The 24,882-nt window shown below is 55.0% G+C and carries 15 protein-coding genes and 2 pseudogenes; 1 reads left to right on the top strand and 16 read right to left on the bottom strand.

Going from position 1 to position 24,882, the window contains the following annotated elements:
* Positions 1–277: 277 nt before the first annotated feature.
* The 7 genes from mhpT to FDX22_RS16160 all read right to left on the bottom strand — a co-directional run bounded on the left by mhpT (position 278) and on the right by FDX22_RS16160 (position 7,853).
* Positions 278–1,492, bottom strand: coding sequence for a 3-(3-hydroxy-phenyl)propionate transporter MhpT (gene mhpT / locus FDX22_RS16130; RefSeq protein WP_146717457.1), 1,215 nt, complete (start codon positions 1,490–1,492; stop codon positions 278–280).
* Positions 1,493–1,560: 68 nt separating this feature from the next.
* Positions 1,561–2,574: a 4-hydroxy-2-oxovalerate aldolase gene (gene mhpE / locus FDX22_RS16135; RefSeq protein WP_146717458.1), complete on the bottom strand. Its 1,014-nt coding sequence runs from the start codon at positions 2,572–2,574 to the stop codon at positions 1,561–1,563.
* A complete protein-coding gene (gene mhpF, locus FDX22_RS16140; RefSeq protein WP_146717459.1) occupies positions 2,571–3,521 on the bottom strand; it encodes an acetaldehyde dehydrogenase in 951 nt (316 codons plus the stop codon). Before mhpF ends, mhpE begins: the two co-directional genes overlap by 4 nt.
* Positions 3,518–4,327: a 2-keto-4-pentenoate hydratase gene (gene mhpD / locus FDX22_RS16145; RefSeq protein WP_146717460.1), complete on the bottom strand. Its 810-nt coding sequence runs from the start codon at positions 4,325–4,327 to the stop codon at positions 3,518–3,520. The genes mhpF and mhpD overlap by 4 nt, the downstream gene beginning before the upstream one ends.
* Before the next feature lie 9 nt (positions 4,328–4,336).
* A complete protein-coding gene (gene mhpC, locus FDX22_RS16150) occupies positions 4,337–5,203 on the bottom strand; it encodes a 2-hydroxy-6-oxonona-2,4-dienedioate hydrolase (protein WP_096758137.1) in 867 nt (288 codons plus the stop codon).
* 39 nt (positions 5,204–5,242) lie between these two features.
* Positions 5,243–6,187 carry a 2,3-dihydroxyphenylpropionate/2,3-dihydroxicinnamic acid 1,2-dioxygenase gene (gene mhpB / locus FDX22_RS16155; RefSeq protein WP_135912486.1) on the bottom strand — a complete coding sequence of 315 codons (945 nt, stop codon included), beginning with the start codon at positions 6,185–6,187 and terminating at the stop codon, positions 5,243–5,245.
* A gap of 1 nt (position 6,188) precedes the next feature.
* On the bottom strand, positions 6,189–7,853 hold the full coding sequence (locus tag FDX22_RS16160) for a bifunctional 3-(3-hydroxy-phenyl)propionate/3-hydroxycinnamic acid hydroxylase (protein ID WP_096758139.1): 1,665 nt from the start codon (positions 7,851–7,853) through the stop codon (positions 6,189–6,191).
* Between the two features lie 191 nt (positions 7,854–8,044).
* Between FDX22_RS16160 and FDX22_RS16165 the strand changes: the two genes are divergently transcribed.
* Entirely contained in the window at positions 8,045–8,857 is an 813-nt protein-coding gene (locus FDX22_RS16165; protein ID WP_135912487.1) for a DNA-binding transcriptional regulator, read from the top strand.
* Positions 8,858–8,886: 29 nt separating this feature from the next.
* Here the strand turns inward: FDX22_RS16165 and FDX22_RS16170 are convergent, their stop codons facing one another.
* The 9 genes and pseudogenes from FDX22_RS16170 to FDX22_RS16215 all read right to left on the bottom strand — a co-directional run bounded on the left by FDX22_RS16170 (position 8,887) and on the right by FDX22_RS16215 (position 24,872).
* Entirely contained in the window at positions 8,887–10,875 is a 1,989-nt protein-coding gene (locus FDX22_RS16170) for a bifunctional diguanylate cyclase/phosphodiesterase (protein ID WP_146717461.1), read from the bottom strand.
* 17 nt (positions 10,876–10,892) lie between these two features.
* Positions 10,893–11,387, bottom strand: coding sequence for a molybdopterin-dependent oxidoreductase (locus FDX22_RS16175; protein ID WP_146717462.1), 495 nt, complete (start codon positions 11,385–11,387; stop codon positions 10,893–10,895).
* A gap of 258 nt (positions 11,388–11,645) precedes the next feature.
* On the bottom strand, positions 11,646–12,122 hold the full coding sequence (locus FDX22_RS16180; RefSeq protein WP_096758143.1) for a cold-shock protein: 477 nt from the start codon (positions 12,120–12,122) through the stop codon (positions 11,646–11,648).
* A 73-nt stretch (positions 12,123–12,195) separates the two neighbouring features.
* The gene (locus FDX22_RS16185) at positions 12,196–12,441 is read right to left on the bottom strand and encodes a YmjA family protein (RefSeq protein WP_115259298.1); all 246 of its coding nucleotides are present in this window, start codon (positions 12,439–12,441) and stop codon (positions 12,196–12,198) included.
* A gap of 462 nt (positions 12,442–12,903) precedes the next feature.
* Positions 12,904–13,134, bottom strand: a complete 231-nt coding sequence (locus FDX22_RS16190; RefSeq protein ID WP_146717463.1) for a hypothetical protein — start codon at positions 13,132–13,134, stop codon at positions 12,904–12,906.
* A pseudogene (locus FDX22_RS16195) lies at positions 13,131–13,811 on the bottom strand (hypothetical protein); the annotation flags it as partial. The gene FDX22_RS16190 and the pseudogene FDX22_RS16195, both read right to left, overlap by 4 nt.
* Before the next feature lie 245 nt (positions 13,812–14,056).
* Positions 14,057–14,724 (bottom strand): annotated as a pseudogene (locus tag FDX22_RS16205) (filamentous hemagglutinin); the annotation flags it as partial.
* A gap of 195 nt (positions 14,725–14,919) precedes the next feature.
* Positions 14,920–15,156, bottom strand: a complete 237-nt coding sequence (locus FDX22_RS16210; protein ID WP_146717465.1) for a hypothetical protein — start codon at positions 15,154–15,156, stop codon at positions 14,920–14,922.
* Positions 15,157–15,161: 5 nt separating this feature from the next.
* Positions 15,162–24,872 (bottom strand): hemagglutinin repeat-containing protein, encoded by a 9,711-nt coding sequence (locus FDX22_RS16215; protein ID WP_146717466.1) that lies wholly within the window; start codon positions 24,870–24,872, stop codon positions 15,162–15,164.
* Positions 24,873–24,882: the final 10 nt, after the last annotated feature.

A 24,882-nucleotide genomic window follows, 5' to 3' on the forward strand; every position in this document is an offset into this window, starting at 1 on the left:
ATGACCTTCTAAACGTATGGACATCTAAACATCCAAAGAAGGTTTGTTATACCGCGTTTGTAAACACAATGCAAAGTTAGCCCTGCACCAGACGCAGATGCCCGCGCCGGGCGCTCAACACAGGACGAGGATTAACAATAAGATACAAAAAAGGTCGCCAGGCCATAACGCCTCCGCTATCAGGGTTTATTCAACTCTGGCAACGGAGACGTCCAATGACGTTCCCCCGAAAGTAGGAACCGCGCGTCACACCTCATACGTCCGGATGAGCGCACGGTCAGGAGTCGCTGGCTTGAACCTGTATCTGTGATTTACGGCTCATCAGCACAAACACCGCCAGCCCGGCTAGTAAAATACCCGGTGCGGAGGCCGCCATCACGCCTACCGTTCCAGTGCCCAGCGCCAGCATTTTCCCCGCCAACAGTGGACCACTCATCGCCCCTAGGCGCCCAACGGCCACCGCGGTGCCTACGCCGGTGGCGCGGATGGGGGTGCTGTAAAACAGAGGAGCCAGCGCATACAGCACGCTTTGGCCGCCGGTGGCAAACATCCCTGCGACAAATCCGGCCAGCAGCATACCGCTCAATGACGACACCGTACCGAGCGCCAGCAGTGAAGCCAGCATCCCGGTGTAAATCAGTAGCGACATCACCACCGGGCGCAGTTTATCCATCAATGCACCGAGGATTAACGTCCCGCTGGCCGCGCCGATTTGCAGGGCAAACATCACGCCCGCCGCCTGTGAGGGACGAAAGCCCTGTTCAACCAGTAGCATCGGCAGCCAGTTGATCAGCATATACACCACCAACAGGGTGAAGAAATAACACAGCCACAGCAGCAACGTGGCGGTCGCGGTGGCAGGGGCAAACAGCGCACGCAACGGTGCGGCGGCGGCCTGCGTTTGCTGGGCATACACGTGTGATTCCGGTAGCCAACGCATCAGCAACGGCACCAGCAGCAGCGGGATCACCCCACCAACCCAGAACACAGTTTGCCAGGCGGAGGCCACACCGCTAAAACCCAGCGCCGCCGCCAGCGCTGCGCCAATCGGCACCCCGCAGTACATCAGGCTCACCGCGGTGCCGCGAAAGCGCGGGCCTGCGGCTTCGGAGGTCAGCGCGATCAGGTTCGGCAACGCCGCCCCCAACCCGACACCGGTCATCAGGCGGGCAAACACCAGCGACGAGAAATCCCAGGATATCGCCGTCGCCAGCGAAAACAGGCCAAACAGCGCCACGGAGCCAATAAGGATCCGCTTGCGCCCATAGCGGTCAGCCAGCATACCGCCCACCAGCGCGCCGGGCAGTAATCCCAGAATACCGGCGCTGAAGATCCAGCCCATCTGCATTTTATCTAACGCAAAAGCCTGGGCGATGCCGACGGCAGCGATACCGGCGGCCTGTAAATCCAGCCCTTCCATCAGGGCGACTAAAAAACACAGCCCGACGGTCAGCGTCAGACGGGAGGAGGATGCGGGGGTACGGGTTGTCATGAGGTGTACCTCTGAGGTCACGATGCAGGTGAAGCGCGGCTGATACGTTGCCAGCCGCGTCATTATTTTTATTTGCTGTTGCGCAGATCCAGCGCCACGTCGACGATCATATCTTCCTGGCCGCCCACCATTCGGCGTTTGCCCAGTTCAACCAGTATATCCACCGCGCTCAGGCCATAGCGCGCCGCCGCCACTTCGCAATGACGCAGGAAGCTGGAATAGACCCCGGCATAACCCAGCGCCAGCGTTTCGCGATCCACCCGCACCGGGCGGTCCTGCAGCGGACGGACTAAATCGTCGGCGGCATCCATCAGCGCGTAAAGGTCGGTGCCGTGCTGCCAGCCGAGCTTATCCGCAGCGGCGATAAGCACCTCCAACGGCGCGTTGCCCGCCCCTGCGCCCATGCCCGCCAGACTGGCATCAATACGGTCACAACCCTCTTCCACTGCGGCCAGGGAGTTCGCCACACCGAGGCTCAGGTTGTGGTGGGCATGCATCCCGGTTTCCGTTTCCGGCTTCAGCACCGCTTTCAGGGCGCGGAATCGATCGCGAATGTCCGTCATGTTCATTGCCCCGCCGGAATCGACCACATAGATACAGGTTGCACCGTAGTTTTCCATCAGCTTCGCCTGCTGCGCCAGTTTCTCCGGCGTGGTCATGTGGCTCATCATCAGAAAACCGACGGTGTCCATGCCCAGCTCGCGCGCATACTGAATATGCTGGGCCGACACGTCCGCTTCGGTGCAGTGGGTCGCCACGCGCACCACCCGCGCACCGGCCTGGTATGCGTTTTTCAGGTCATGAATCGTGCCGATACCCGGCAGCAACAGCGTGGCGATTTTGGCGTGCTCCACCACGTCCGCCGCCGCTTCAATCCATTCCAGATCGCTGTGCGCGCCAAAGCCGTAGTTAAAGCTGGAGCCCTGTAACCCGTCGCCGTGCGCCACCTCAATGGAATCGACACGCGCATCGTCCAGTGCTTTAGCGATTTGGCGGACGTTTTCCAGCGAATATTGATGACGAATAGCGTGCATGCCGTCACGCAAGGTCACGTCAGAGATATAGAGTTTTTTACCGTTCATGCTGCTTCTCCTGCCTGACGCGCGAGTGACTGTGCCATCTTTTCAGCGGTCGCCAGCGCGCTGGAGGTCATAATATCGAGATTGCCCGCGTAGGCTGGCAGGTAGTGCGCCGCACCTTCCACTTCCAGATACACCGCAGTTTTCAGGCCAGAGAACTGGCCAATACCTGGCAGATTCACCGGTTTATCCTGTGGGATGACCTCAAACTGCACGCGCTGTTTCAGGCGGTAGCCCGGCACGTACGCGTGTACCGCCGCTGCCATTTGGTTAATCGACGCCTCAATTTCTGCCTGAGAAGCCTCTTCGCTCAGCACATACACCGTGTCGCGCATCATCAGCGGCGGCTCAGCTGGGTTGAGCACAATAATCGCTTTGCCTTTCTCGGCACCGCCCACCACTTCAATCGCCTTCGAGGTGGTTTCGGTAAATTCATCAATATTGGCGCGCGTGCCCGGCCCCGCGGACTTACTGGCAATAGAGGCGATAATCTCGGCGTAATACACCCGCGCCACGCGGGACACCGCCGCCACTATCGGGATGGTCGCCTGGCCGCCGCAGGTCACCATATTGACGTTCAGCCGATCCACGTTGGCCTCGAGATTCACTACCGGCACGCAGTACGGGCCAATCGCCGCCGGCGTCAGGTCGATCAGGCGGATCCCCGGCTTAACCGCGCGTAAGGCGGCGTCATTTTTCACGTGCGCACCCGCGCTGGTGGCGTCAAACACGATGTCGATATCGGCAAATTCCGGCATTGCCATCAGCCCCGTTACCCCTTCATGGGTGGTGGCGACGCCCATGCGTCTGGCGCGCGCCAGACCGTCGGATCCCGGGTCGATACCGACCATCACCGCCATCTCAAGCTGCTTGCCGTGACGCAGAATTTTAATCATCAAATCGGTGCCGATATTACCGGAGCCGATAATGGCAACTTTACGCTTACTCATGACTGACTTCCTTTTGTAACCGCCGCAGAGAACGTGGCGGCGACTGAACCAATACCCTCGATATGGGCCTCAAAACGATCGCCCGCATTTACCGCGGCCATCGGGCCTAACGCCCCAGTGAGAATGATGTCTCCGGCACGTAGCGGCTCGCCAAGGCTGGCCATTTTGCGCGCCAGCCAGACGGCAGCGTTGATCGGATGCCCCAGACATTCGCTACCGCGCCCGCTGGAAACCTCCTCGTTATTACGCGTCATTTTCATCGTGCAGTTTTTCAGATCTAACCCCGCCGGGCGCTGCGCCGGGCCGCCAACCACGTACACGCCGCAGGAGGCGTTATCCGCCACGGTATCAACAAATTGAATCGACCAGTCGCGAATACGGCTGCCGACCACTTCCAGTGCGGGCAGCACCCACTCGATGGCGTTAACCAGCTCATCAAACGTGGTGTCGGTCGCAGGCAGGTCGCGGTTCAGCACCAGCGCAATCTCCGCTTCAATCCGCGGTTGCAGCACGCGCTCAAACGGGATGGTGTCGTTATCGCCGTAACACATGTCGGCAAACAGCGTGCCGAAGTCGGGCTGACTGACCCCCAGTTGCTGCTGGACTTTCGGGTGCGTCAGCCCCACCTTACGCCCAACCACGCGACGCCCCTGCGCCACGTCGTGCTGCACGTTGATGTGCTGAATGGCGTAGGCCGCCTCGGCGTTGTCCACACCAATCAATTCGCGCAGCGGGGCAATCGCGACACCCTGCTCCTGTGCCTGGCGTAAATCAGCGGCTAACTGTTCAAGATTACGATTCGTCATTTCCGTTCCTTAAGGTCGCGCGAGGAAGTTCAGCACCAGCTGATTAAAGGCGTCCGCATGTTCCCACTGCGCCCAGTGCCCGCAGTCGCGGTAAATGTGCAGCTCTGAACCCGCAATTCCGGCGAGCAGGCGCAGCCCGGCGTCCATCGGCACGAAGCGATCGTTGCGTCCCCAGACAATCAGAGTCTGGGCTTTGATCTCCGCCAGACGCGGACTAAAGTCCGGGAACTGTTTTGGATTGGCTTCCAGGCTCTGGACAAAGTTTTCCAGGTGATCGCGACGCGACAGCATGTTATTGAGTCGTGCCTCAAACAGCGCGTCGGTCAGGTCGCTGGTGTCGAACACAAAGATGTCCATCATCAACTTCAGATTCTCGATGGTCGGCTCGCGATACAGCTGGTTCAGGCGCTTGATGCCTTCAGTTGGCATCGGCGTAAACAGGCTCATACCGCCCGTCCCACCGCCCATCAGCACCAGCTTGCCCACGCGCTCCGGCCAGCTCAGGGTGAACGCCACGGCGCTGTGGCCGCCCATCGAGTTGCCCAGTAAGTGGACTTGCTGAAGATCCAGCTGATCGACCACACTTTTCAGGATGCGGGCGTTCAGATCTGATCGCGACCCGCGGTTAACGATCCCATCGCTTTTCCCCCAGCCCGGGCAATCCAACAGGATCACCCGGTAACCGGCCTCAACCAGCGGATCGATATTGCGGCTGAAGTTGGCCCAGCCCGTGGCGCCCGGGCCGGATCCGTGCAGCAGCACAACGGTCTCTTCGCCCTGCCCACAGTCATTGACATGTACGCGTAGGGTTTCGCCAGCTTCCTGCACCTCAAGAAAACGGCTGCTGGCGGCTTCGGTTTGCGGTTGGTAAGTCATGATGTTCTCCTGCATGTTCAGTTCTGTTTCAGTTCTATTTCAGTTCTGTGTGGCGGCGCTCAACGAGCCAAATCCGGCGATCCACTCCGGGATCGGACGGTAGTAACGGCCTTCACTGCGCCAGTGACCAAAAGCAGAAATAGCGGCGAAGGCGGCAACCCAGGTTTTCACTTCGTGCGTCGATTTGCCCGCCATCGCGGACAGCTCTTCGTTGCTGACGCCGTCCAGTTCCGCCAGACGCCCCTGCTCAAGCAGAGTCATAAAGCGGTTATCCCAGACGGGGTTGAGCGGGTGCAGCGTGTTCTGATCTTCAACAAACTTTTCGGCGGCGCTGATCACCCGCTGCTGGCGTAGCTGGCGTTCGTTTTCTGGCAACTGCTTACCGCTGCCAAGCAGACGGTCGCGCATGTGGGCGTCGGCCTTCGCCAGCTCGGGCACCGGCGGCTGGTGCGACAGCCCACCGGAGCCTATAAACAGCACGCGTTTATTCAGCGAGCTGGTGAACCGACCAATCGCCTCGCCGAGCAGGCGAGTGCGCTGGAAGCCCGGCAGCGGCGTAGCGACGCCGTTAATAAACACCGGCAACACCGGGGCCTTATCCAGCCCGCCGAGCAAAAACTCCAGCGGCTGAGCAAAGCCGTGATCGACCTGCATGTTGTACGACACGGCAAGATCGATGCCGCTTTTCATCACCGCGTGGGCGCAGGCTTCCGCGAGATCCGCCGGCACCGGCAGTTCTCCCGCCGCGCTGCCAAAATCACCGATCGCCGTGGCACCAATGCCTAAGCAAAACGGCGGCATCACATCGTAGAAAAAACCGTTGTAGTGATCGGGGGCAAACAGCACCACCAGTTCGGGATCGAACGCCGCAATGCGCGCACGGGCGCTGGCGATCACCCCGTTGACCTCGTCGAGCACGGCCTGTGCCGGGTCGACATAGCCCACCAGCGGCGAGTGGGAAAGACAGTGAAGATAAGCGTGCATATCAGGCGACCTTTTCGACAGGAACCGCGACATGAGTGCGGGTGAGCGTCATCACCGACGCCAGTTTATTCAGGGTGCTGCCCAGGGTTTGCGGAATGGCAACCGCAGCAACGAAGCGATCCGGACGCATCACCACCAGCGCGGCGTTATGTTGGGCAAACCACGCGCGCAGGCGATTTTGCGTATCACCAATACGGATAACCCCGTCGTGGTTATCCTGTGAGGTATTGATCTGCGTGTCCGGCACCACCTGGATAAACCGCGTGCCGAGCGCGCGCCACAGCTGGATTTGCTCGTCACTCATACCCCACAGCGGATTACAGCCCCAGCCAATCACCGCAAAATTCGGCCCGATGACGTTGTCGAGCAGCGTCACGTCACCCGTTTCCAGCGTCACCTTTGGCTGAATAAACATCTTGCCGACCGGGGAGGCTTTCGCGTCGCCTTCACGCACCAGCGCCCCGACGTGATATTGCGGCATCGGCTTGAAGCGCATTTCGAGGAAGTAGCGTTTGACCGGCGGAATGTAGTTCAGCAGCCAGGAAATGCCGTCACGCACCGCGCCATGCCAGCGTTTCGGCGGTGCCAGCACGTTACCCGCAGTCACAGACAAATCAATCATGGCTTTGGCGTGATCGCGGCGTTCCTGCTGGTAGGTGTCCAGCAGCGCATCACCGGCTTTTCCCTCAATGACCAGCGCCAGTTTCCACGCCAGGTTGAAGGCATCGCGCATGCCGCTGTTGTACCCCTGCCCCTGCCAGACCGGCATAATGTGCGCGGCATCGCCCGCCAGCAGCACGCGGTCAATACGAAAACGTTCGGCCAGACGGGCGTTATGGGTATACACGCGCTGGCGGATCAGCTCAACGTTGTCCGGGTTCGGCAGCACTTTGCTCAGCAACTGGCGCATATTCTGCGGCTCGCTAAGCTGCGCTTCGGTTTCCCCCGGCATCACCATAAATTCAAAGCGGCGCACCGCGTGCGGCAGTGCGGCGGAGACATACGGACGCACCGGATCGCAGCACAGATACACGTGTGGGGTGCTGAGCGGATCATTGGCGATATCCACCACAATCCACTGATTTGGCGCGGTTTTACCTTCGAATGGCACATTCAGCGAGCGCCTGACGACGCTGCCGCCGCCATCGCAGGCCACCAGCCACTGGGCCTGCACCGTTTCACGCTGACCGTCCGGTGCCTTCAGGTTCAGCGTCACTTCGCCATCCTTCTGACTGAACGCCTCCAGCTCGCGAGAGAACAGGCAACGCACGTTGGGAAACCGCGACAGCCCTTCCAGCATCACCGCGTCTACCTGCGGCTGAATAAACGCATTACGGCGCGACCAGCCAAACTCGTCGGTCATCGGCTGGATATCAGCAAAGCAGCGGCCCTTGGGGGTAAGAAAGCGCATCGCATGCCATGGCGTGGTGTGCGGCAGCACGTTATCGACCAGACCGACGGACTGCAGGGTGCGCAGCGCTTCATCGTCAATGCCGATGGCGCGCGGATAGTCGATCAGCGCATCGAGCTTCTCCACCACCAGCACCTCAATGCCCATCTGGCCGAGATAGTTCGCCATCATCAGCCCCACCGGACCGGCTCCGGCAATCGCCACCTGCACGGTGTGTTGCACAGCGGGTTGGATATCCGGGTTTATCGTTGTCATTTCAGAACCTCACTACGCGGACAAAACGTCATGGCAGCCTCTGGAGAGACGCACCTGGCTTTGTTAAAAATATGTGAATAATTTTTTATTGTGCGGTCAGTATAGGAGGGTGTTTTTGCGCTACAATCAAAACATACCTGGATGTGCACTTAGTGCACTACGTTGTTTTATCTGTAGATTTGTCAACGAATATGAAAAGTGACGAGAGTACCGAATACAAAACCGTGCGCGGATTAACCCGCGGGTTAATGTTATTAAATATGTTAAACCGGCTCGACGGTGGGGCCAGCGTTGGTCTGCTGGCAGAGCTGAGCGGCCTGCACCGCACCACGGTCAGACGACTGCTGGAAACGTTGCAGGATGAGGGTTACGTCCGGCGCAGCCTGTCCGATGACAGCTTTCGCTTAACCATCAAAGTTCGCCAGCTCAGCGAGGGATTTCGTGACGAGCAGTGGATTTCCGCGCTGGCCGCGCCGCTGCTGGGGGATTTACTGCGCGAGGTCATCTGGCCGACCGACGTTTCCACGCTCGACGTCGATGCCATGGTGGTGCGTGAAACCACCCACCGCTTCAGCCGCCTGTCATTTCACCGGGCGATGGTCGGGCGTCGTCTACCGTTGCTGAAAACCGCCTCCGGCCTGACCTGGCTGGCGTTTTGTCCGGAGAATGAACGTCAGGAGCTGATCGAAATACTGGCATCGCGACCGGGAGAAGAATTCCAGCTGGCGCGCGAACCGCTGAAGCTGGATGCCATCCTGACCCGCGCGCGCAAAGACGGTTTTGGACAGAACTATCGCGGCTGGGATCAGGAGGAGAAAATCGCCTCTATCGCCGTGCCAATCCGCAGCGAACAGCGTGTGATCGGCTGCCTGAACCTAGTGTATATGGCCAGTGCGATGACCATCGAACAGGCCGCGGAAAAACACCTTCCGGCCTTACAAAAAGTGGCGAAGCAGATCGAAGACGGCGTGGCGTCACAGGAGATTTTGGTTGCCGGGAGGTGAGATGGATCACATTTCCCCTCCCCCTCTGATTAAGAGCCACGTTCACTGCGTAATGTGTCGTCGTTATCTGCCAGCAGAGACGTTCGCGATTTACCGTTTCTGATTTTTCCATCAATACCAGGTTGAGGTTTACCAAACAGATAGCCTTGTGCGAAATCGCAGCCCAGAGCCTGAAGACTTTCCAGTTGTTCCTGCGTTTCAACCCCTTCTGCAACCGCCTTCATATTGAGAGATTTCGCCATACCGGTGATAAGTTTGATGATGTTAAGGGCGTCTTCCTGTGTAGATATCGAATGCACAAAGGACTTGTCTATTTTGATTTTATCGAAGGCAAGCCTGCTCAGCCGCGAAAGCGAAGAGTATCCCGTACCAAAATCATCAATTGAGATTTTCACGCCCAGGGCTCTGAGCCTGTTAAGCGTATTCATCGGCGTATTGCTGTCAGTAAAGAGAGAGGATTCCGTTACTTCCAGTTCAAGACGGTCAGCCGGAAGTCCTGTTTCTTTCAGAATAGACAACACTATTCCGGCAAAGGCTTTGCTGCTTAGCTGGACAGGCGAGACATTGACTGAAATTTTAGCTGGAACCGCCCAGGAAGCCGCTTCCCTGCAGGCCATTTCAAGCACCGATTTCCCCATCTCATTAATCATTCCTGTTTTTTCAGCAACAGGAATAAAGCTATCCGGCGACAGCAGGCCTTTAAGAGGATGTATCCAGCGGATAAGGGCTTCATAGCTGTAAATTTCCCTACTGAAAGAATCTACAATCGGCTGGTAATAAACCACGAATTCTTTATTCGCTATTGCCATTGCCATATCATGCTCAAGAGTTCTGCTTTCTTGCAGCTTGTCTAACATGCGTTGCCGGAAGACTTTTATCTTACCAGACCCTTCTTTTTTGGCTTCATATAGGGCGAGATCGGCAAATTTATAAAGATAGTCGGATCGGCGTTCAGTTTCGGAAATAACAATGCCAACGCAGGTGGTAATGTTGATAATTGTGTTATAAATCGTGTAGGGCTGGTTGATAAATTCACATATTTTTTGCGCGCGAGAAACAGCATGACTCTCAGTCAGACCCGTCGAGAGAAACGCAAACTCATCCCCACCTAAGCGATAAAGTGTATCTGAAGTCAGGCTCATCGAAACCAGGCGATGGGATATCTGACGTAACAATGAATCACCGACATCATGACCATACGTATCATTGACCTCTTTGAATCGGTCTAAATCAAACAACATCACTGTCACAGAACTATTATTCTTTTCTGCCGTCTCGATGGTTTTATTTAAATCTTCCCAAAAAAGCTGGCGGTTATTCATCTCGGTAAGAGAATCATGGTAGACGTCATATTCCAGTTTTGTATTCTGGATTTGCAGTTTTTCTTTAGATTTCTGCAATTCTTCAGCAAGACGCTTAACCTGAAGATGCGCCTGCAAAATATTTCTGTTCTGATAGAATATCAGCACGCCCAGTATCGCACTCAGTATGATCAGCAGTACTGAGATCGCTGAATAAATATAGTACAGCGCTTGAATTTTTAGGTTTGTACTATTAATCGAGTTAACATCTTTATTTAGCGCACCGGATGAAAGACGGCCTAGCGGCGCATCCAGCGCATGCATTTTTTTCAAGTATGTCTGGAGCTCTGAACGATTCATTTTCTCAAGATGAACATCCAGATAGTTAAGTGTGTTTTCCAGTTGTAAAGCCAGTTCACCATGCGCTTCATTATTTTGTATATAATGTCCCAACTCACCTTCTTTCATTAAATCATTCTGGCTGAGCATGATGTCGAGGCGCAGACGTACATCATCGAGGTTCATAGAATCATCGATAGTGTAAAGACCAAGCCATGACTCAAAACGGTAGTATTCTGATACCAGTTGTGCAGCGGACCATGAATCGGTGTAGTGAGTCAGTTTCTGTAACTCTTGTTGCCGTTCATGCACGAGGTAAGAGATATACCCGGTAGATATAAAAAGAGAAAATATGATGCCCGCCAGTATTCTGTTCATGATGTTCTTCTGAACTCCTACTCAATATTCATTCTGCTGACCTGCCATGCTGAGCGTGCATAAAAAACCTGATTATTCAGTTCAGGCATGCTGTCATAGGGGTACACAATGAATAAGGGACCTTTATCACGGACGCGAATGTATTTTTCGTTGATTTTTACAGCCAGGATAACATTATATTTTTTGAAATCACTGAGTGGGATAACCGTGGTGTAGTCATTGAGCGCGGTGACCTTAACCACAGAACCTTTCGCGCCAACATAATCCATGAGCTTTTGCAGTGGAATACCCGTAAAGGTAGTGCGTCCATTATACCAGGGCGAGGTGGTCTGGAAACTGACCATGCCCAGCTTCTCAAGGCTGGCAATATCAAAAACGGCTTTCCCGTCTTCATTTGTATTTTCTATATTACCGGACAGCGTTAAAAGGGCTTTACCGGCAGGTTTAGAAAGTTCAACCGCCCAGAGCTGTGTGGAGACGACAAAGCTTAACAACATAACAATTAATCGCATTTTAACCTCGCCTGCCGACCGGATGTAAACGAATTATAATTTAGTTATAATGCTATTTACATATGCTGCCTGGATATTATTGGTGCAATAAACCCATTCATATTTTAAATCATCAAAATCAACAGGTTAACCATCACTCCATTTTTATACTAATTAATAGCTCAGACAATGTCCGCCTGCCACCATGCAGGCCAAAAAAAACCGAAACCCCGCTCATAAAATGAGCAGAATTTCGGCACACGTTCAGCCTGGAGCGCTTTAGACTTTAAGCAGCTTTACCGTTTCTTCGATGTCTATCTCATCTTCCGAGAAGATCAGCGTCGTACCCTGGAAAGTAGTGATGGCCAGCTTTTTCAGCGAACGCATTTCGCCAGGCTTGACGTCTGACTTCGGCTTGATGCTGTTCATCAGCGCGCCCACGGACAGCACCGCATTTTCTTTATCAATGCGGGTTTCAACCGGCACTTCTTCGCTATACACCACCCAGGACTTGATCGCCGTGAGTTTCAGGCGCTCACCCGCGATATAGATGTATTTGCTGTCGGGCACCACTTTCACCGCATAGGCTGACAGGCCTTTGTTGTTAGTGGTCGGCTCGAAGGTCACCGCCGCGTCTTTCTTGATCAGCTCAGGATTAGCAACCTTAATCACATGAAAATAGCGGTTATCGCCGTTTTCATCTTTGATAAATCCAAAGCCTTTATCTTTAAACCACGTTGTGATTGTTCCGTTCATTGCTGTTTCCGCCTGATTAAAACGTCATACTCGTAAATTTGCGCGCAGTGTAAAACATCGGCCACGTCTTTGGCTACTCGTTGCCCCAGCGGTTGAGGAACTCGGCGATATCATCGATACGCTGTGCGTCGATCCCGGCCACGGTTGCCATCTCTTGCTGCGCGTCTTCGCCGATCTCTTCGTTGTTCATCAAACGGACGATCAACTGTTGGAAGTAGTGCGCCAGCGCGTCGCGTTCCGCGTCGCTAACCGGCTTTGCGGCCTCGGTCGCGTACTCGTCGGCGATATCATAATATTTTAGCGGAATGTCGTTGTTCATCAGGTGCTCCGGGGTGAATGCGTGTGCCAGCAGTTGTCTGCCGCGTCTGAGGTGAATGATAGCATTCTTATTTCACCGTTAGCGATCTGTTTTATTGACTGCAATATGTTTCATATGTCCGCAATATTTTCTGGAGCCACTTCGCATTTAATAAATATCATTACGTTTAAATGACCCCATTTTTATTCAGCACGGTATAATAGCCGCAGGTTAAATAAAGTAGTAACGAAGGAAATATAAGATCATTTTAAATCTAATCGCCTGAATAATTCGAGTTGCAGGACGGCGGCAAGGGAGTAAATTCCCAGCAGCATAGATAACTATGTGACTGGGGTGAACGAGCATAGCCAACGCACCTGTAATTTGAATTATGCCGGGGATTCGCGGCATGAAGGTGCAGCAACACCCTCACACCGCTAACCACAAAGTTACTCTTAGCAACAAACATCCCCTTATATCGACTTAAAATCCCTTTATGCCAAGGAAGTGAAATAATACTATACCAAAACCTAGAATTCCCCCACCCACACATCCCACCCTTAAACCACTTAAAACCTCGGACCATCTAAAATCAATCTCCCCATAAGCTAAGCACTTAATCATAAGCAAGATTAAATAAGACAACTCAGCAATTGCAGCTCCTGAAACCATAGAAGCAATTATGACGAAGAGACTGAAAGTAAATAGCTTCATTCGCGGCCTCCTTTCTTAAACTTGTCATTAATAACTTGTTGTAATTCAGTCCCAGTCATTTCTGATGTAATAGAATCTCCCATATTACCTGCAGCACCCGGAATCATACTCGGTACCATTTATTTAGATAGACCTAACTGCCCTTTAACTTCAGTATATTTTAGTAGAGTAGGATCGAATTTAGGATTCCACCCACTGGTTATCCATTTACCAATTGTATTTGCAACAGGCTTCACCACATAATTGCCAACCCCATATCCAAACCCGGCTCCCGCTCCATTTGTTATCACCCCTGTAAGAGGATCATCTCCGTTTATCGCGTTGGTTAATGCTCCACCTGCCGCATTCCAGGCTATTGTCCCTTTCCAGCCCTGCCCCACGGTTATTACATTTATCCAGCCTGCTGCCACCGAGTTGACTGGGTTTATTTCACCGCTGTCAGCATACGGCATCCCAGCATTTGCCCCCGCGCCCAGTCCCCACATCGCCTGAGCACTGCCAGGAAGCAGAGCCACTGTACCTGTTGCCAGCGCCAGCCCTACCGCATCACGCTCATTTTTCGCTTTCTGACAGGCGGCTCCGCCAGGGTTATCCGAACAACTCGCCATATCTATCCCATGCTGACGTATCCATGCTGCCTGAGCATCCTCACTCCCGCCCATCAGGTTATTCTCAACAACAACTTAGAATCCTTTTAATTTCAATAACCGAGCTATCCACATCCCACCACCAACAAAGCTTCCGACACTGAGACTAATCTTGCAGAGTAGCAATATATTTTCCATAGTGAAATTAATTGGTATCCCTTTGAAAAAGAAGAACAACAACTCCCCTGCTACGTATAAAGTAATTGATGTCAAAAAAATGGACACAATACTTAATACGATAAAAAGAGGCAGGTGCAGAAACTTATTTTGCTTTCTCATTTTTTGCGATCCTCCTGAGAGGATTTCTGCTCTATATACTTCCCGCTGAGTTCAGATCCCACGCTACCACCGATATCGCCAGCCATACCTGGAAAATAGCTAGGTGTCATTTCTTTTGAAAGTCCAAGTTCTGCCTTCACTTCAGTAAACTGTCTCAGATCAGCATTAAACTTAGGATCCCAACCTCCTTTCCACCTGTTTGCCCCAGCATTAACTCCCCATGAGAGCCCTTTACCAATGCCATAGCCGATACCAGAACCAGCACCATTGATAAGCGCACCAGACAGAGGGTCTTTGTTGTCTATCCAGTTACCCAGCGCACCACCCGCCGCATTCCAGCCTACCGTTCCCACCACACAATTTCCCATACTGAACACATTCACCCAGCCAGCCACTACCGCACTGGAAGGGTCAACCGAACCATCCGCCAGGTAGCCAATTCCTGCATTTGCCCCCGCGCCCAGTCCCCACATCGCCAGGGCACTGCCAGGAAACAGAGCCACTGTACCTGTTGCCAGCGCCAGCCCTACCGCATCACGCTCATCTATCGCTTCCTGACAGGCGGCTCCACCAGGATTATCGAACAACTCGCCATATCTATCCCATGCTGACGTATCCATGCTGCCTGCGCATCCTCACTCCCACCCATCAGGTTATTCTCCGCAACAACTCTTTCCGACGTGAGTTGCTGCGATGACCCCGATTTTCTCCTGCACTTTCAGTGACTTACAAACAACCTCCCCTACTGTACATCTGACGCAGCAACATTTTTTCCAGATACGCCTTTCCACCTAGACACACTATCGCATGGAAAAGAACCCTCCGGGTAAATAGTTAGATTCCACGTAACACGCAGAAATTAACCGATCAATTCTTCTTTCGTCTGTTCTAAAATTTTTAAAAAATCGTCAACAGGAAATTTCATAACTACAGTTTCAGCCAAAATTCGGCTATCAGAAAAAAACTCTATTTCAATTGAATCAACCCCTTTATCTTTGTTCAACTGACATAGAATTTGCCCTTTATAAGATATTTCCGCTGTCAGTTCCTCATAACGAGAGTCACTAAAAAAATCCACTTCAAATCCGTCATTCATGCGCCTTACCTTCTTGGATCTAAGAAACCAGAAAACGAGCCATCAGAGTTATAGCGAATACCTTGACCACTTGGTAGACGATATTCCACGCCACCACGAGATAACTCTGTTCTGACAGTACCTGGATTACTCAATACATCACTAACAAACTTACTCGCAGATTCATTTTTTTGAGCCACATTTCCTTTTAAAGGTTCAAACGTTCCCCCCTCTCTGCCAGCATGCTTTTCCCAGGCTCTTGCTGCAGCAGACATACCTTGCCCGTTAATTGGTTTATTTGCTGATGAAATAAGACTATCTTTCGCAGTGAGGCTGGCTTTACCATTTTTAGCAACTCCACCGCCGCCTTTCAGTAACTCTCCGTCAGCATCCTCAATCCCGATTTTCAGCATCGGGTTGATATCAAAGATATCAACTTTGTCTTTCTTACTCAGTGAGTTATTCTCAACCGCATTCTTCCCGGCCTGCGCGCCCGCTGCCGCAGACGACGTACTGTCTCCCGCCAGAGCGCCCGCCATTCCCGCGGACAGACTCGCCAGCATGCCGATGGTCTGCTTTTCCGCTTCGCTCAGCTCACTGACCCGCTTATCCGGGTACATCACCTCCATTATCGCTTTCGCCGCCAGCTCGCCCGTGACAGCCCCTGCCGCTCCCGCCGCCGCGCTGTTTCCCTGCATCGCCGCTGCCGCGCCACCCAGTATCGCATGCGCTATCAGCGCCGCATCATCGCTTAATCCTGAATCATGACCAATAATATTCGCCAGGTACGGGGCCGATGCCCCCGCCAGCGCCGCGCCGGCATCTCCACCCGCCAGCCCCTGAAGCGCTGCCGTCGCCGCCTGAATACCACGCTGAAAATCACTCCCTGTACCATATTCCGCCTGTGCATCACGCCAGGTCTGCGTCTCTTTCAGCTCTTCCGCCGTTTTATCCGGGTAAACCTTCCGCGCTTCCTCCAGCGCATTCAGCTCCCCCTGCGTCCGTGCGATATCTGCCGCCTGGCTGCCCATCTCCCCGATGAGGCTCACTTCCTGCAGCCGCTTCTGCTCTTTCTCTTTGTCAAAAATCGGGCTGATGCTGTCGTTCGCATGCTCCGTGTCACGGCTCAGACCCGCCACATCCTGCTGCTGATTCGCCGTGTCGCGAGCCGTTATCGTCCCTTCCGCTACCGCCGCCTGCGTCGTCCCGTCCGCATGACCGCTGTTGCCCCCGACCGTAACCATCCCGACCGGCATGTTGCCTTTGAACCCGCCGCCCGTGTCTCCACCGCCAGCGCTCACGCTGGCTCCCGCATGGCTGACCGTAAAGTCCGCTTCGTTATGAATATCCCTGAAACCCAGCGTCCCGGTGTCCAGACTGTTTTTATCCGCCGTCGCCGTCGAAGCGATTACCGCGCCGTCCAGCTGCGTGTGCCCGCCCACCGTCACGTCAAATCCACCGTCGCCGGCAAACAGCCCCGTCTGCTCCTGCACCGAGGCATAGTCGCTCTTCATCTGGTCCTGGCTGGCGCTGATATAGCCTGAGCCGGACATGCTGCCGTAGGTAAAGCTGCCCCCGGCCGCCGCGCTGCTCTGCTTCGACCGGTAGTCATTGCTGTCCTGGGCGCTGCTCATCCACAGGTCGCCACCGATGTCAGCCACCACGCTGTCACCGCTGACCTGCGCCCCGTTCAGGATGGCGTCACGCCCGCTGACCAGCGAAACCGTACCGCCGCTGTCCAGCGTGGTCTCCGTCCACGCCGTGCCGTTGCCCTTTTCACTGCCTTTTGCGCCGTTGACGTTGGCGAAGACGCTGATGCCGTAACTGTCTGCGTTGACGCCGATACCGACGCCCACCCCGCCCCCGCTGCTGCTGTTTGTACCGGTCGTCTGCTGGGTGTTTGCCGCACCGCTCAGCACAATATCGTTCGCCGCCACCAGCGTGGTGTCCCCGCCCGCCTTTATCTGGCTGCCGCCGATCAGGATGTTGCCGCTGTTGCCGCTTTGGCCGCTGCCCGTCGCGGCGATAATCAGGTTATTCCCGGCATTCAGGGTACTGCCCGTCACGGTATCAGTCTGAACATGTTGTTCAGATTTGGCGCTCTGCGACGTCAGCGAGACGCTGATACCCAGCCCGCTGTCCGCTTTGTCGCTGGCCCGGGCAACCGCTGCCGCCTGCACCGCCTGCGCGCCAGAAAGCACCGCTTTGGTGGCCTGCAGCGCCGCCAGACGGTCATCGCTCTCCCCCTTCGCATCCTGTGAGGTTTGCACCGCGCTGTTTACTGCGCTGCCTGCTGCACCTGACAGCGCCACCGTCAAGCCGCTGCTCTTCTGCTCAAACGTCTCATCGCGGGTACGTTTGTCATGGCCGGGCTCAATCACCACGCTGTCGCCGAGCACGGCAATATCTTTCTGTGCGATGATATCCGCGCCGCCGATGTGCACCTGCTGACCGGCGGTAATGCTGACGTTGCCGCCGGTTGACCCGACCGTGCTGAAGCTCTCGCTCTGGGTGGTGCCCTGCTCGCGCAAATCATGCGTGGTTTTACTGCTGCCGATGGAAAAACCGATGCCGCCTGTTCCCATCACGCCGCTTTTTTTCGTTTCTTTAAATCGCCATGCGGTGTCGGTATTGGTTGCGGCAATAATATCGACGTTGTTTCCGGCACCGAGCGCCACATCGCCATCACCGACGACGGCTGAGCCCTGTACCAGAATGTTGTTCCCGGCAGCTACAGTCACATTGTCACCGCTCAGCAACGTGCCTTTTTCACGCGTGGCGCTGTCCTCCTCAATCGTGTGGGTGGTCTTTTTATTGAGGAATCCTTTTTTGGTTTTGGTGGTTTCTTCGTAGTGGTAGTCACTTTCCGTCGCCGTAATGAGATTCACATCCCGGCCCGCCGCTACGCCGATATCCCCCTGAGCAATCACATCGGTTGCTTGCGCATTCACATCGCGCCCGGCGATAATGACCGTGTCGCCACCGCTGGCAACTTCCGTTCCCTGCTGGCGCACGGACTCATTGATGATGGTTTTTTTCTTCGCGCGGTAACTGTCGCCTTCGGCCGTGGCCTCGGCCAGCAAATTGACATCGCGTCCGGCCTGCAGACCCACATCATTTTCCGCCGCCAGGCCCGCCGCGTGGGCGTTAATATCCTGACCCGCGATCAGGACCAGGTTATCGCCCGCAGAAATAGTGGTGCGATCCAGCCCGGAACGGTGCGATTCACTGCCCCCGTCGCGGCTGTTCTCGTGCGTGGTGGCCGCATTCAGATTGAGATCGTTACCCGCAGTCAGCACCGCACTACCGCCAGCGTTCACGTCGCTTGCCGTCAGGTTGAGATTATTCCCAGCATTGATGCCAAGGTCCCCTCCTGCGCTGATGCTGCTTCCCTGCCAGCCCTGTGATGAACGACTGGTCTCGTCAGTCCAGCGTCCGGCATGGCTCTGCGCATCGTTAATGTGATTCGCATTCACCGCAATATCTCCCGCGGCATTCATCTGCAGTGAATCGCCCGCCGAAAGCGTTGCGCCCGTGACGGTGATATTCTTGCCTGCCGAGAGCGACAGCCCATCCTGTGCGGTAATCGACGCCGTCGTGCCCAGCAGCGTGTCTTTAAAACTCACATTGCCGTATTTATCCCACGCATTGATGTCAATCTGCTCCACCTGCGTCAGGTTATTAATGCTGCCGTCGAGACTTGCCAGTTGAACCGTTTTTCCGCTAATAGCGGCGCTGATGTTATTGATATCACCAATAGCGCTCAGGTCGAGGTTGCCCCCGGCCTGCATCAGGCCATTGTTGAGATTGTTAATGCTATTCTGGCTATCGAGGGTCAGGGTGTTATTCGCCAGCAGAGTACTGCCGGTGTTAGTGATAGTACCGCCTGCCAGCTGGACGTTATTTCCAGAGATGACACTCCCGTTATTGACGGTGATATCCTTCGGCGACAGATAGAGCTTCGGTATCATCACCATTTCGCCGTTGACGGTCGCCGCTTCCCACCACAGCATGCTCTGCTCAAGAGAGGCAATTTGCTCCGCCGTCAGGGCCACGCCAAATTTCAGCCCCAGCGACTGCTGTGCGCTGGCGGCGCTGTCCATCAGATAACGCATCTGATCGAGATCGGAACCTATACCGTTGATATAACGGCTTCCTGTCTGATTCAGCATCGCATTACTGACGTAACGGGTATCGAACGCCGCGTCACCGAGAAAACGGTAATCGTATTCCGGATTCAGGTTGAGACGGTCCAGCATATACGCCGATCCGAGGAACTGATTTTGATCGGTATACGCACGGTTGGTTTCACGTGGGGCATCGCCAGGCGTAATCCCCAGCAGTACGTTCAACTCGGCAAACAGAGCCGGATCCAACTGACCCAGGCCGTTAAGCTTAGGATTAATGTTGATCAGGTACGGGCTCTGCGGATCGTCAGAGACGACAAAGTAGCCGTTTTGACCAAAAGGCAATGGATACGCGCTGGTATCCACCGCTTCCCCCTGATTAATCTGGCTGTTCTTATCGGTAGAGACGGTGTCCAGCGTTGCATCCGCGACATTCCCGGCATCCAGCGTGCCACCGTTAATCTGCTGCAGGGCATCTTGCAGTTGATCGTTCCACTGCGGCGAATTAACGCTAACCGCTTCACTATCTGTCAGTGTCTGCTTTTGCACCCCGGCGTCAATGGTCTGGTTGCTGAGAGTATTCAGCGCAGGGGTAACGAGGGTATTTATCGCCCCACCCGCACTCGGGGTGGTTGTGGTATTGCTGATATCCTGCGAAAAATTAGCCAGAATTGTTCCGCCAGACTGAATAACAGCGCGGTATGCCGTTCCTCCAGAGGTTTCCTCCCGGTCATTACCCTGAGCGATATAGTGAATCGGGCCGCTATTATATCTATCCGCGTCTACCGAAGCGGCAGGGGTCTCCCAGGTAAAACCTGATTGCTCAGCAACATACGTCCGATAACGGGTGATTGTACCGTCAGTCCAGGACTGATTTTGCAGGATTGAACCGGAAAGGGACATATCCCCACCCGCAAGCAGCGTGCTGGCATTATTTTCCAGATGATCTGCCTGGATTACCATCCCGCGCGCGGCGCTGATGCGCCCGGCACCGCCGTTTGCGGAGACTGAAAGGGTAGAACGTGAAATAGCGATCTCTTTCGCAGGGCTGTTTTTCATCGCCAGGGGTATTGCGACATCGCTACAGTTTGGGCCTGCGCCGTGCCCTGGGCTACCGCCTCCGCTGCAGGATCGACTAACAACATAGCCGTAGTCAGTTCCCAGAATAAGTTCTGACAGAGGAATGTCGGCATATCCCTCATTCAGCCATGCATACTGTTGTGTCAGATCTTCAGTGTTACCATTACTTACCACCAGCCCGTCCCTCTGGTTCAGAAGATGTCCGGTTTTAATCGTGATATCGCCGCTCTGCGTCTCGATGGTGCCGGAGGTGTTGATGACCTCGCGGTTGGCATTTCCCGCAGCATCTTTCTGCATCCACAGGCTGTTGCCCGCAAGAATATCGCCGCGCTGATTGGTGATAGAGTCGGCATACAGCGCCATGTTATTTGCCGCATACAGCAGCGCCGTGTTGATGATCGCCCCTGGTGTATTGAGCGTGAGCGTTCCGCGCGTGCCGGTAAAACCGTCTACGGTAATAGTGTCGCGACTGGTGACCATGATGTCACCCCCACCCTGTACCGTTCCGGCGGCATTAAGCGCCACGTTGCTGCCGCTGAGGCTGCTCGTACCGCTGCCGGTGGTAATTTGCCCATTGTTGCTCAACTGCCCGCCCGCGGTCAGGTTTACCACCTGCCCCTGCATGACATTGCGGTTGTCGATGGCACCCTCGCTGTTAACAGTGAGCGTGTTGCCCGCAGCAAGCGTACTGTTGGCGGTGAACGCATTCACCAGTTTCAGCGTCAGATTACCCAGCGCAACCACCTGCCCGAAGGCGTCCAGAGATTGGCTATTGAGAGTCAAATCGCCACCGCTGAACAGTTTGCCAGCCGTATTCTGGCTCACCCGATCGGCATTAACGGTCAGTTGGGACGTTCCTAACACCGTACCGTTATTGGTCAACTGCTGGTAATTGAGCGTCAGTTGTCCCGCCTGCGTCGTCCCCTGGTTAGTGAACTGACTGCCCGTCAGCGTTGCGCTGTCGGCAAGCCAGTTCCCGTTGTTGGTGGCCGTTGCCGCATTCAGAATGAGATTTGTCGCCTGTAGCCAGCCCGCGCCGGAATACTGCGGCGTGGTGAGTCTCAACTCGGCGCCGGAAAGCAGCTGCCCCTCGTTCAGCGCTCGGGTTGTGGCGTTAAGACGCGTGTTGCCGCCGCCCTGAATCACGCCGTAGTTAAACAGTATGGGCGTGGCAATCGTCAGTCCCTGACGGCTGACAATTTCACCACCCGCCAGGTTCGTCAGGTCACCGCTCAGCGCCAGCGTGGCGTCATTATCCCCCTGCAGGCGTCCGCCATTGGTTAACGCGCCGGACGTTATATTTAGCGTCGTCCCCTGAATGCTGCCCGCGTTAGCCACCGATGCCGCATTGAGATCCAATGCGCCGCCGGTGAGCATGCTGCCCGACGCCTGTTGGCTGACCGCGCCATTCATGGCTAACGTCAGGCCATTGACCCCGCTGATTGCCCCGGCGTTATCCAGCGTTGTTCCGTTTAACATCAAATAACTCGCCGCCCATTGCCCGTTATTCGTCAGGGATAGCGCCTGTAGCGTGGCATTGCCGAGGGCGGTGACTTTGCTGCCCTCGGCAGAAGTGAGATTTTTGACGAGCATAAGCTGTAGCGCGTCTGCGCTTTGGATTGCTCCGCTATTAATCAGCGACTGCGCATTGAGCAGAATCGACTGCCCCTGCCACGTTCCTGCGTTGGTCACATCACCGGACGTCACTTTCAGCATTCCCTGGGTTAGCAGCGACCCGCCCGCCGCATTCATCAGTTCCTGCTGCGGGGCTGCCACCGTCAGGCTTTGCAGACCAATCAATACGCCCTGGTTATGAATACGATCCTGGCTTAGCGTCAGGGTATTTCCCTGTACCACCCCAGTATTTGTAAGCTGCTGACCATCAAGCGTAATGTCACTTTCACTGAGGATGTTTCCGGCATTATTCAACTGCTGTGCAGCTAACGACATGGCTCCCTGACTCATCAAGTCGCCCGGCAGGGCAAATCTGTTACTGATGTCAGCCGTCAGCGCACCAAGGCTGACCAACGAACCCGCGTGCTGCCAGTTATCAGACGTCACCGCGACCTGTTGTCCCTGTAACGTACCTTGCGTAATCATCGTACCGACATCAACGGTCAGCGCGCCGCCGCTCAGCGTCAGAGACGTCGTGCCCGTGCTAGGCGTATCGCCGCGTAAAGCCAGTCCGTTCGCCCCCTGCCACAAGCCATTGTTGCGCAGCGTCGTTGCCGCAAGCATGAGCGAATCCCCCACGATACGCCCGGCGCTGATCAGGTCGTTTGCGGTGAGCGAGAGTCCGCCGCCGCTTTGAATTTGTCCGACGTTGGTCAGTTGCCCGGTCAGTATCCCTTCCAGGCCACCTAACCCGTTGAGCACACCGCTGTTATTCAGCGCATCGGCTGCCAATGTAAGGGTATTCCCCTGCATCACCCCGGCGTGCTCTACCGTACCCGCGTTCACCGTCAGCGCATTACCGGTTAGCCATTGCCCCGTCGTCTCCGTCGTCAGAGCACCCGCAGAAATCAATGCGCTGTCATTACCCTGAACCAGACCACCGTTCTGAACAGTGTTTCCGTCGAGAGTGATAGTATTCGCCACCAGCATGCCGCTATTTTCCAGCGTTTGCGCCGTAAGTTGCGCACTCTGGTGCGCGAGCAGACGCCCAGAATTATTTATCGCGTCGCGCAGTTGCAGCTCAAGCGTGTCGGCCTGAATGTCGCCAGCGTTAATCAACTGAAGACCATCAAGGCGCAGATCGCCATCGGTAGCAATAATCCCGTCGTTAGTCAGGTACGGAATGTCCAGCGCCAGAGCGGTAAGGCTGTAGATCGTACCGCCGCTCAGGTTTTGCAGATTATCGGTACGCAGATTCAACGCCGCGTTACCCTGCAGCAGGCCGCTGTTAGCAATATGCTGGCTGTCGAGACTGAGGTTGTCTGCCAACAGCGTGCCGTTTTGAGTGATTGTTTGCGCCACGTTCAGGTTCATCTGCGTGGCACTCGATTTTCCGTCATGGGTGAGGGTGTTTGCCGTCACGGTCAGGTCATTCTTCGCCGCGTGGGTGCCGTTCAGATTTACCATCTCGGCTTGCAGGGCGATATTCTTCCCACTTTGCACCTGAGCATCCGTGGCTGTAGAGATACGCTGGCCTTTAATCGTCAGCGTATCTGCCGCATTGAGCTGACCACTAAGATCAACATCACGCGTGGCGGCAATATCCAGCGATTTCCCCTGCATCACACCGCTGTTGGTCACGCTGCCACCCTGAATACGGGAAGCATCCCCCGCACTCCATTGGCCGCTGTTACTCAGCGAATCCGCCTTCACACTCAGCTGTTTTCCGGCAGTGACCGTTCCCTGCGTGGCAACATGATTGCGCCCGGTCAGCGAAACATTTCCAGCGGCATCTATTTGCGCCGCACGCTGCTGGGCTATATCGCCGGCCGTCAGCACAATATCCTGACCCGCAGTAAGCGCGCCGCCATTCTGCACCAGCGTTCCTTGCGCAGTAAGCTGCAGGTTTTTATCACTGACCAGGGCGCTATCAGTCAGGGCGATAGCACCCTGACTGGTGATGGATAAATTATCCCCCGCTTTATGATCGCCAGAAAGCGCAACCTCTTGCCCTTTCATGGAAACAGCCCCACTGGCCAGGCTGGACTTAACGGTTAATTTTCCATTTGCATCAAGCGTGATATCACCCTGACGGGCGTTCAGATTCCCGAGGTTGACCCCCAAACCTTTCTCGCTGGAAACCAGACGGATCCGGTTGGCATACATTCCGCCTAGCGCACCGGTATCTACCGCGATTTTCGGTACATCCCCTTCGCCTTGCAGTTGACTCACCTGCCCCTTCGCCGTTATGCGGTTAGCTCCGGCTATCACACTGAGATTTTTTGCATGCAGTGCCGCGTTGATTTCCGTGGCGCGGGCAATAATCGACACCGCATCGCTCTGGCTACCATCCAGCCCTTTGCCTTCGATGGTAATGCTGCCTTTGCTTACATCCAGCGACTGCAGATTACCGTTAGCATCTAACACCGGTTTACCGGTAGTCAGGGTGGCGTTAGGCGTGTTGATAAATCCGCACCCGTTACAGGTAATGCCATAAGGGTTGGCGACCATGACGTTGGCGGCTTTCCCCGCTACTTCGGTATAGCCCTGGAGCTGTGAACGGCTATTCCCGGTAACTTCGTTGATGATCCCTGTCGCTTCTTTTCCTGAACGCAGGTTCGGGTTGTTCTGGATAATGCCGCCAAGCTGGGTCTGATTTAATTGCCCGGTGGCGTTGTTAAGAATCAGCCCCTCTTTTCCCACGTTGTAGTCGTTATATTTGTTGTGTGAAATCCCGGACGCGTTCGGCGTAGCGATGTTCACTACCGGAACACCGTTGGCCGCCTTATCCATTTGCGTATTGCCGACAGGAGTGATGGTGGCGGCAATGGCCGGAAACAGCGGCTGCGTGGCCAACAGGGCGCTCAATACCCCACTAAGTACACGCTGAGAGAAACGAATCTGATCCTTTGTCATTATCCTGCTT

The organism is Citrobacter sp. TBCS-14, assembly GCF_005280805.1.
Lineage (GTDB): Bacteria > Pseudomonadota > Gammaproteobacteria > Enterobacterales > Enterobacteriaceae > Citrobacter > Citrobacter gillenii.

What these genes read in the sequence shown, in the direction of transcription:
- FDX22_RS16165 (WP_135912487.1), top strand. Translation starts at nt 8,045, where the DNA reads ATGAAAAGTGACGAGAGTACCGAATACAAAACCGTGCGCGGATTAACC.
- FDX22_RS16175 (WP_146717462.1), bottom strand. Translation starts at nt 11,387, where the DNA reads ATGCGATTAATTGTTATGTTGTTAAGCTTTGTCGTCTCCACACAGCTC.
- FDX22_RS16185 (WP_115259298.1), bottom strand. Translation starts at nt 12,441, where the DNA reads ATGAACAACGACATTCCGCTAAAATATTATGATATCGCCGACGAGTAC.
- mhpF (WP_146717459.1), bottom strand. Translation starts at nt 3,521, where the DNA reads ATGAGTAAGCGTAAAGTTGCCATTATCGGCTCCGGTAATATCGGCACC.
- mhpE (WP_146717458.1), bottom strand. Translation starts at nt 2,574, where the DNA reads ATGAACGGTAAAAAACTCTATATCTCTGACGTGACCTTGCGTGACGGC.
- mhpC (WP_096758137.1), bottom strand. Translation starts at nt 5,203, where the DNA reads ATGACTTACCAACCGCAAACCGAAGCCGCCAGCAGCCGTTTTCTTGAG.
- FDX22_RS16190 (WP_146717463.1), bottom strand. Translation starts at nt 13,134, where the DNA reads ATGAAGCTATTTACTTTCAGTCTCTTCGTCATAATTGCTTCTATGGTT.
- mhpT (WP_146717457.1), bottom strand. Translation starts at nt 1,492, where the DNA reads ATGACAACCCGTACCCCCGCATCCTCCTCCCGTCTGACGCTGACCGTC.
- FDX22_RS16210 (WP_146717465.1), bottom strand. Translation starts at nt 15,156, where the DNA reads ATGAATGACGGATTTGAAGTGGATTTTTTTAGTGACTCTCGTTATGAG.
- FDX22_RS16170 (WP_146717461.1), bottom strand. Translation starts at nt 10,875, where the DNA reads ATGAACAGAATACTGGCGGGCATCATATTTTCTCTTTTTATATCTACC.
- mhpB (WP_135912486.1), bottom strand. Translation starts at nt 6,187, where the DNA reads ATGCACGCTTATCTTCACTGTCTTTCCCACTCGCCGCTGGTGGGCTAT.
- FDX22_RS16180 (WP_096758143.1), bottom strand. Translation starts at nt 12,122, where the DNA reads ATGAACGGAACAATCACAACGTGGTTTAAAGATAAAGGCTTTGGATTT.
- FDX22_RS16215 (WP_146717466.1), bottom strand. Translation starts at nt 24,872, where the DNA reads ATGACAAAGGATCAGATTCGTTTCTCTCAGCGTGTACTTAGTGGGGTA.
- mhpD (WP_146717460.1), bottom strand. Translation starts at nt 4,327, where the DNA reads ATGACGAATCGTAATCTTGAACAGTTAGCCGCTGATTTACGCCAGGCA.
- FDX22_RS16160 (WP_096758139.1), bottom strand. Translation starts at nt 7,853, where the DNA reads ATGACAACGATAAACCCGGATATCCAACCCGCTGTGCAACACACCGTG.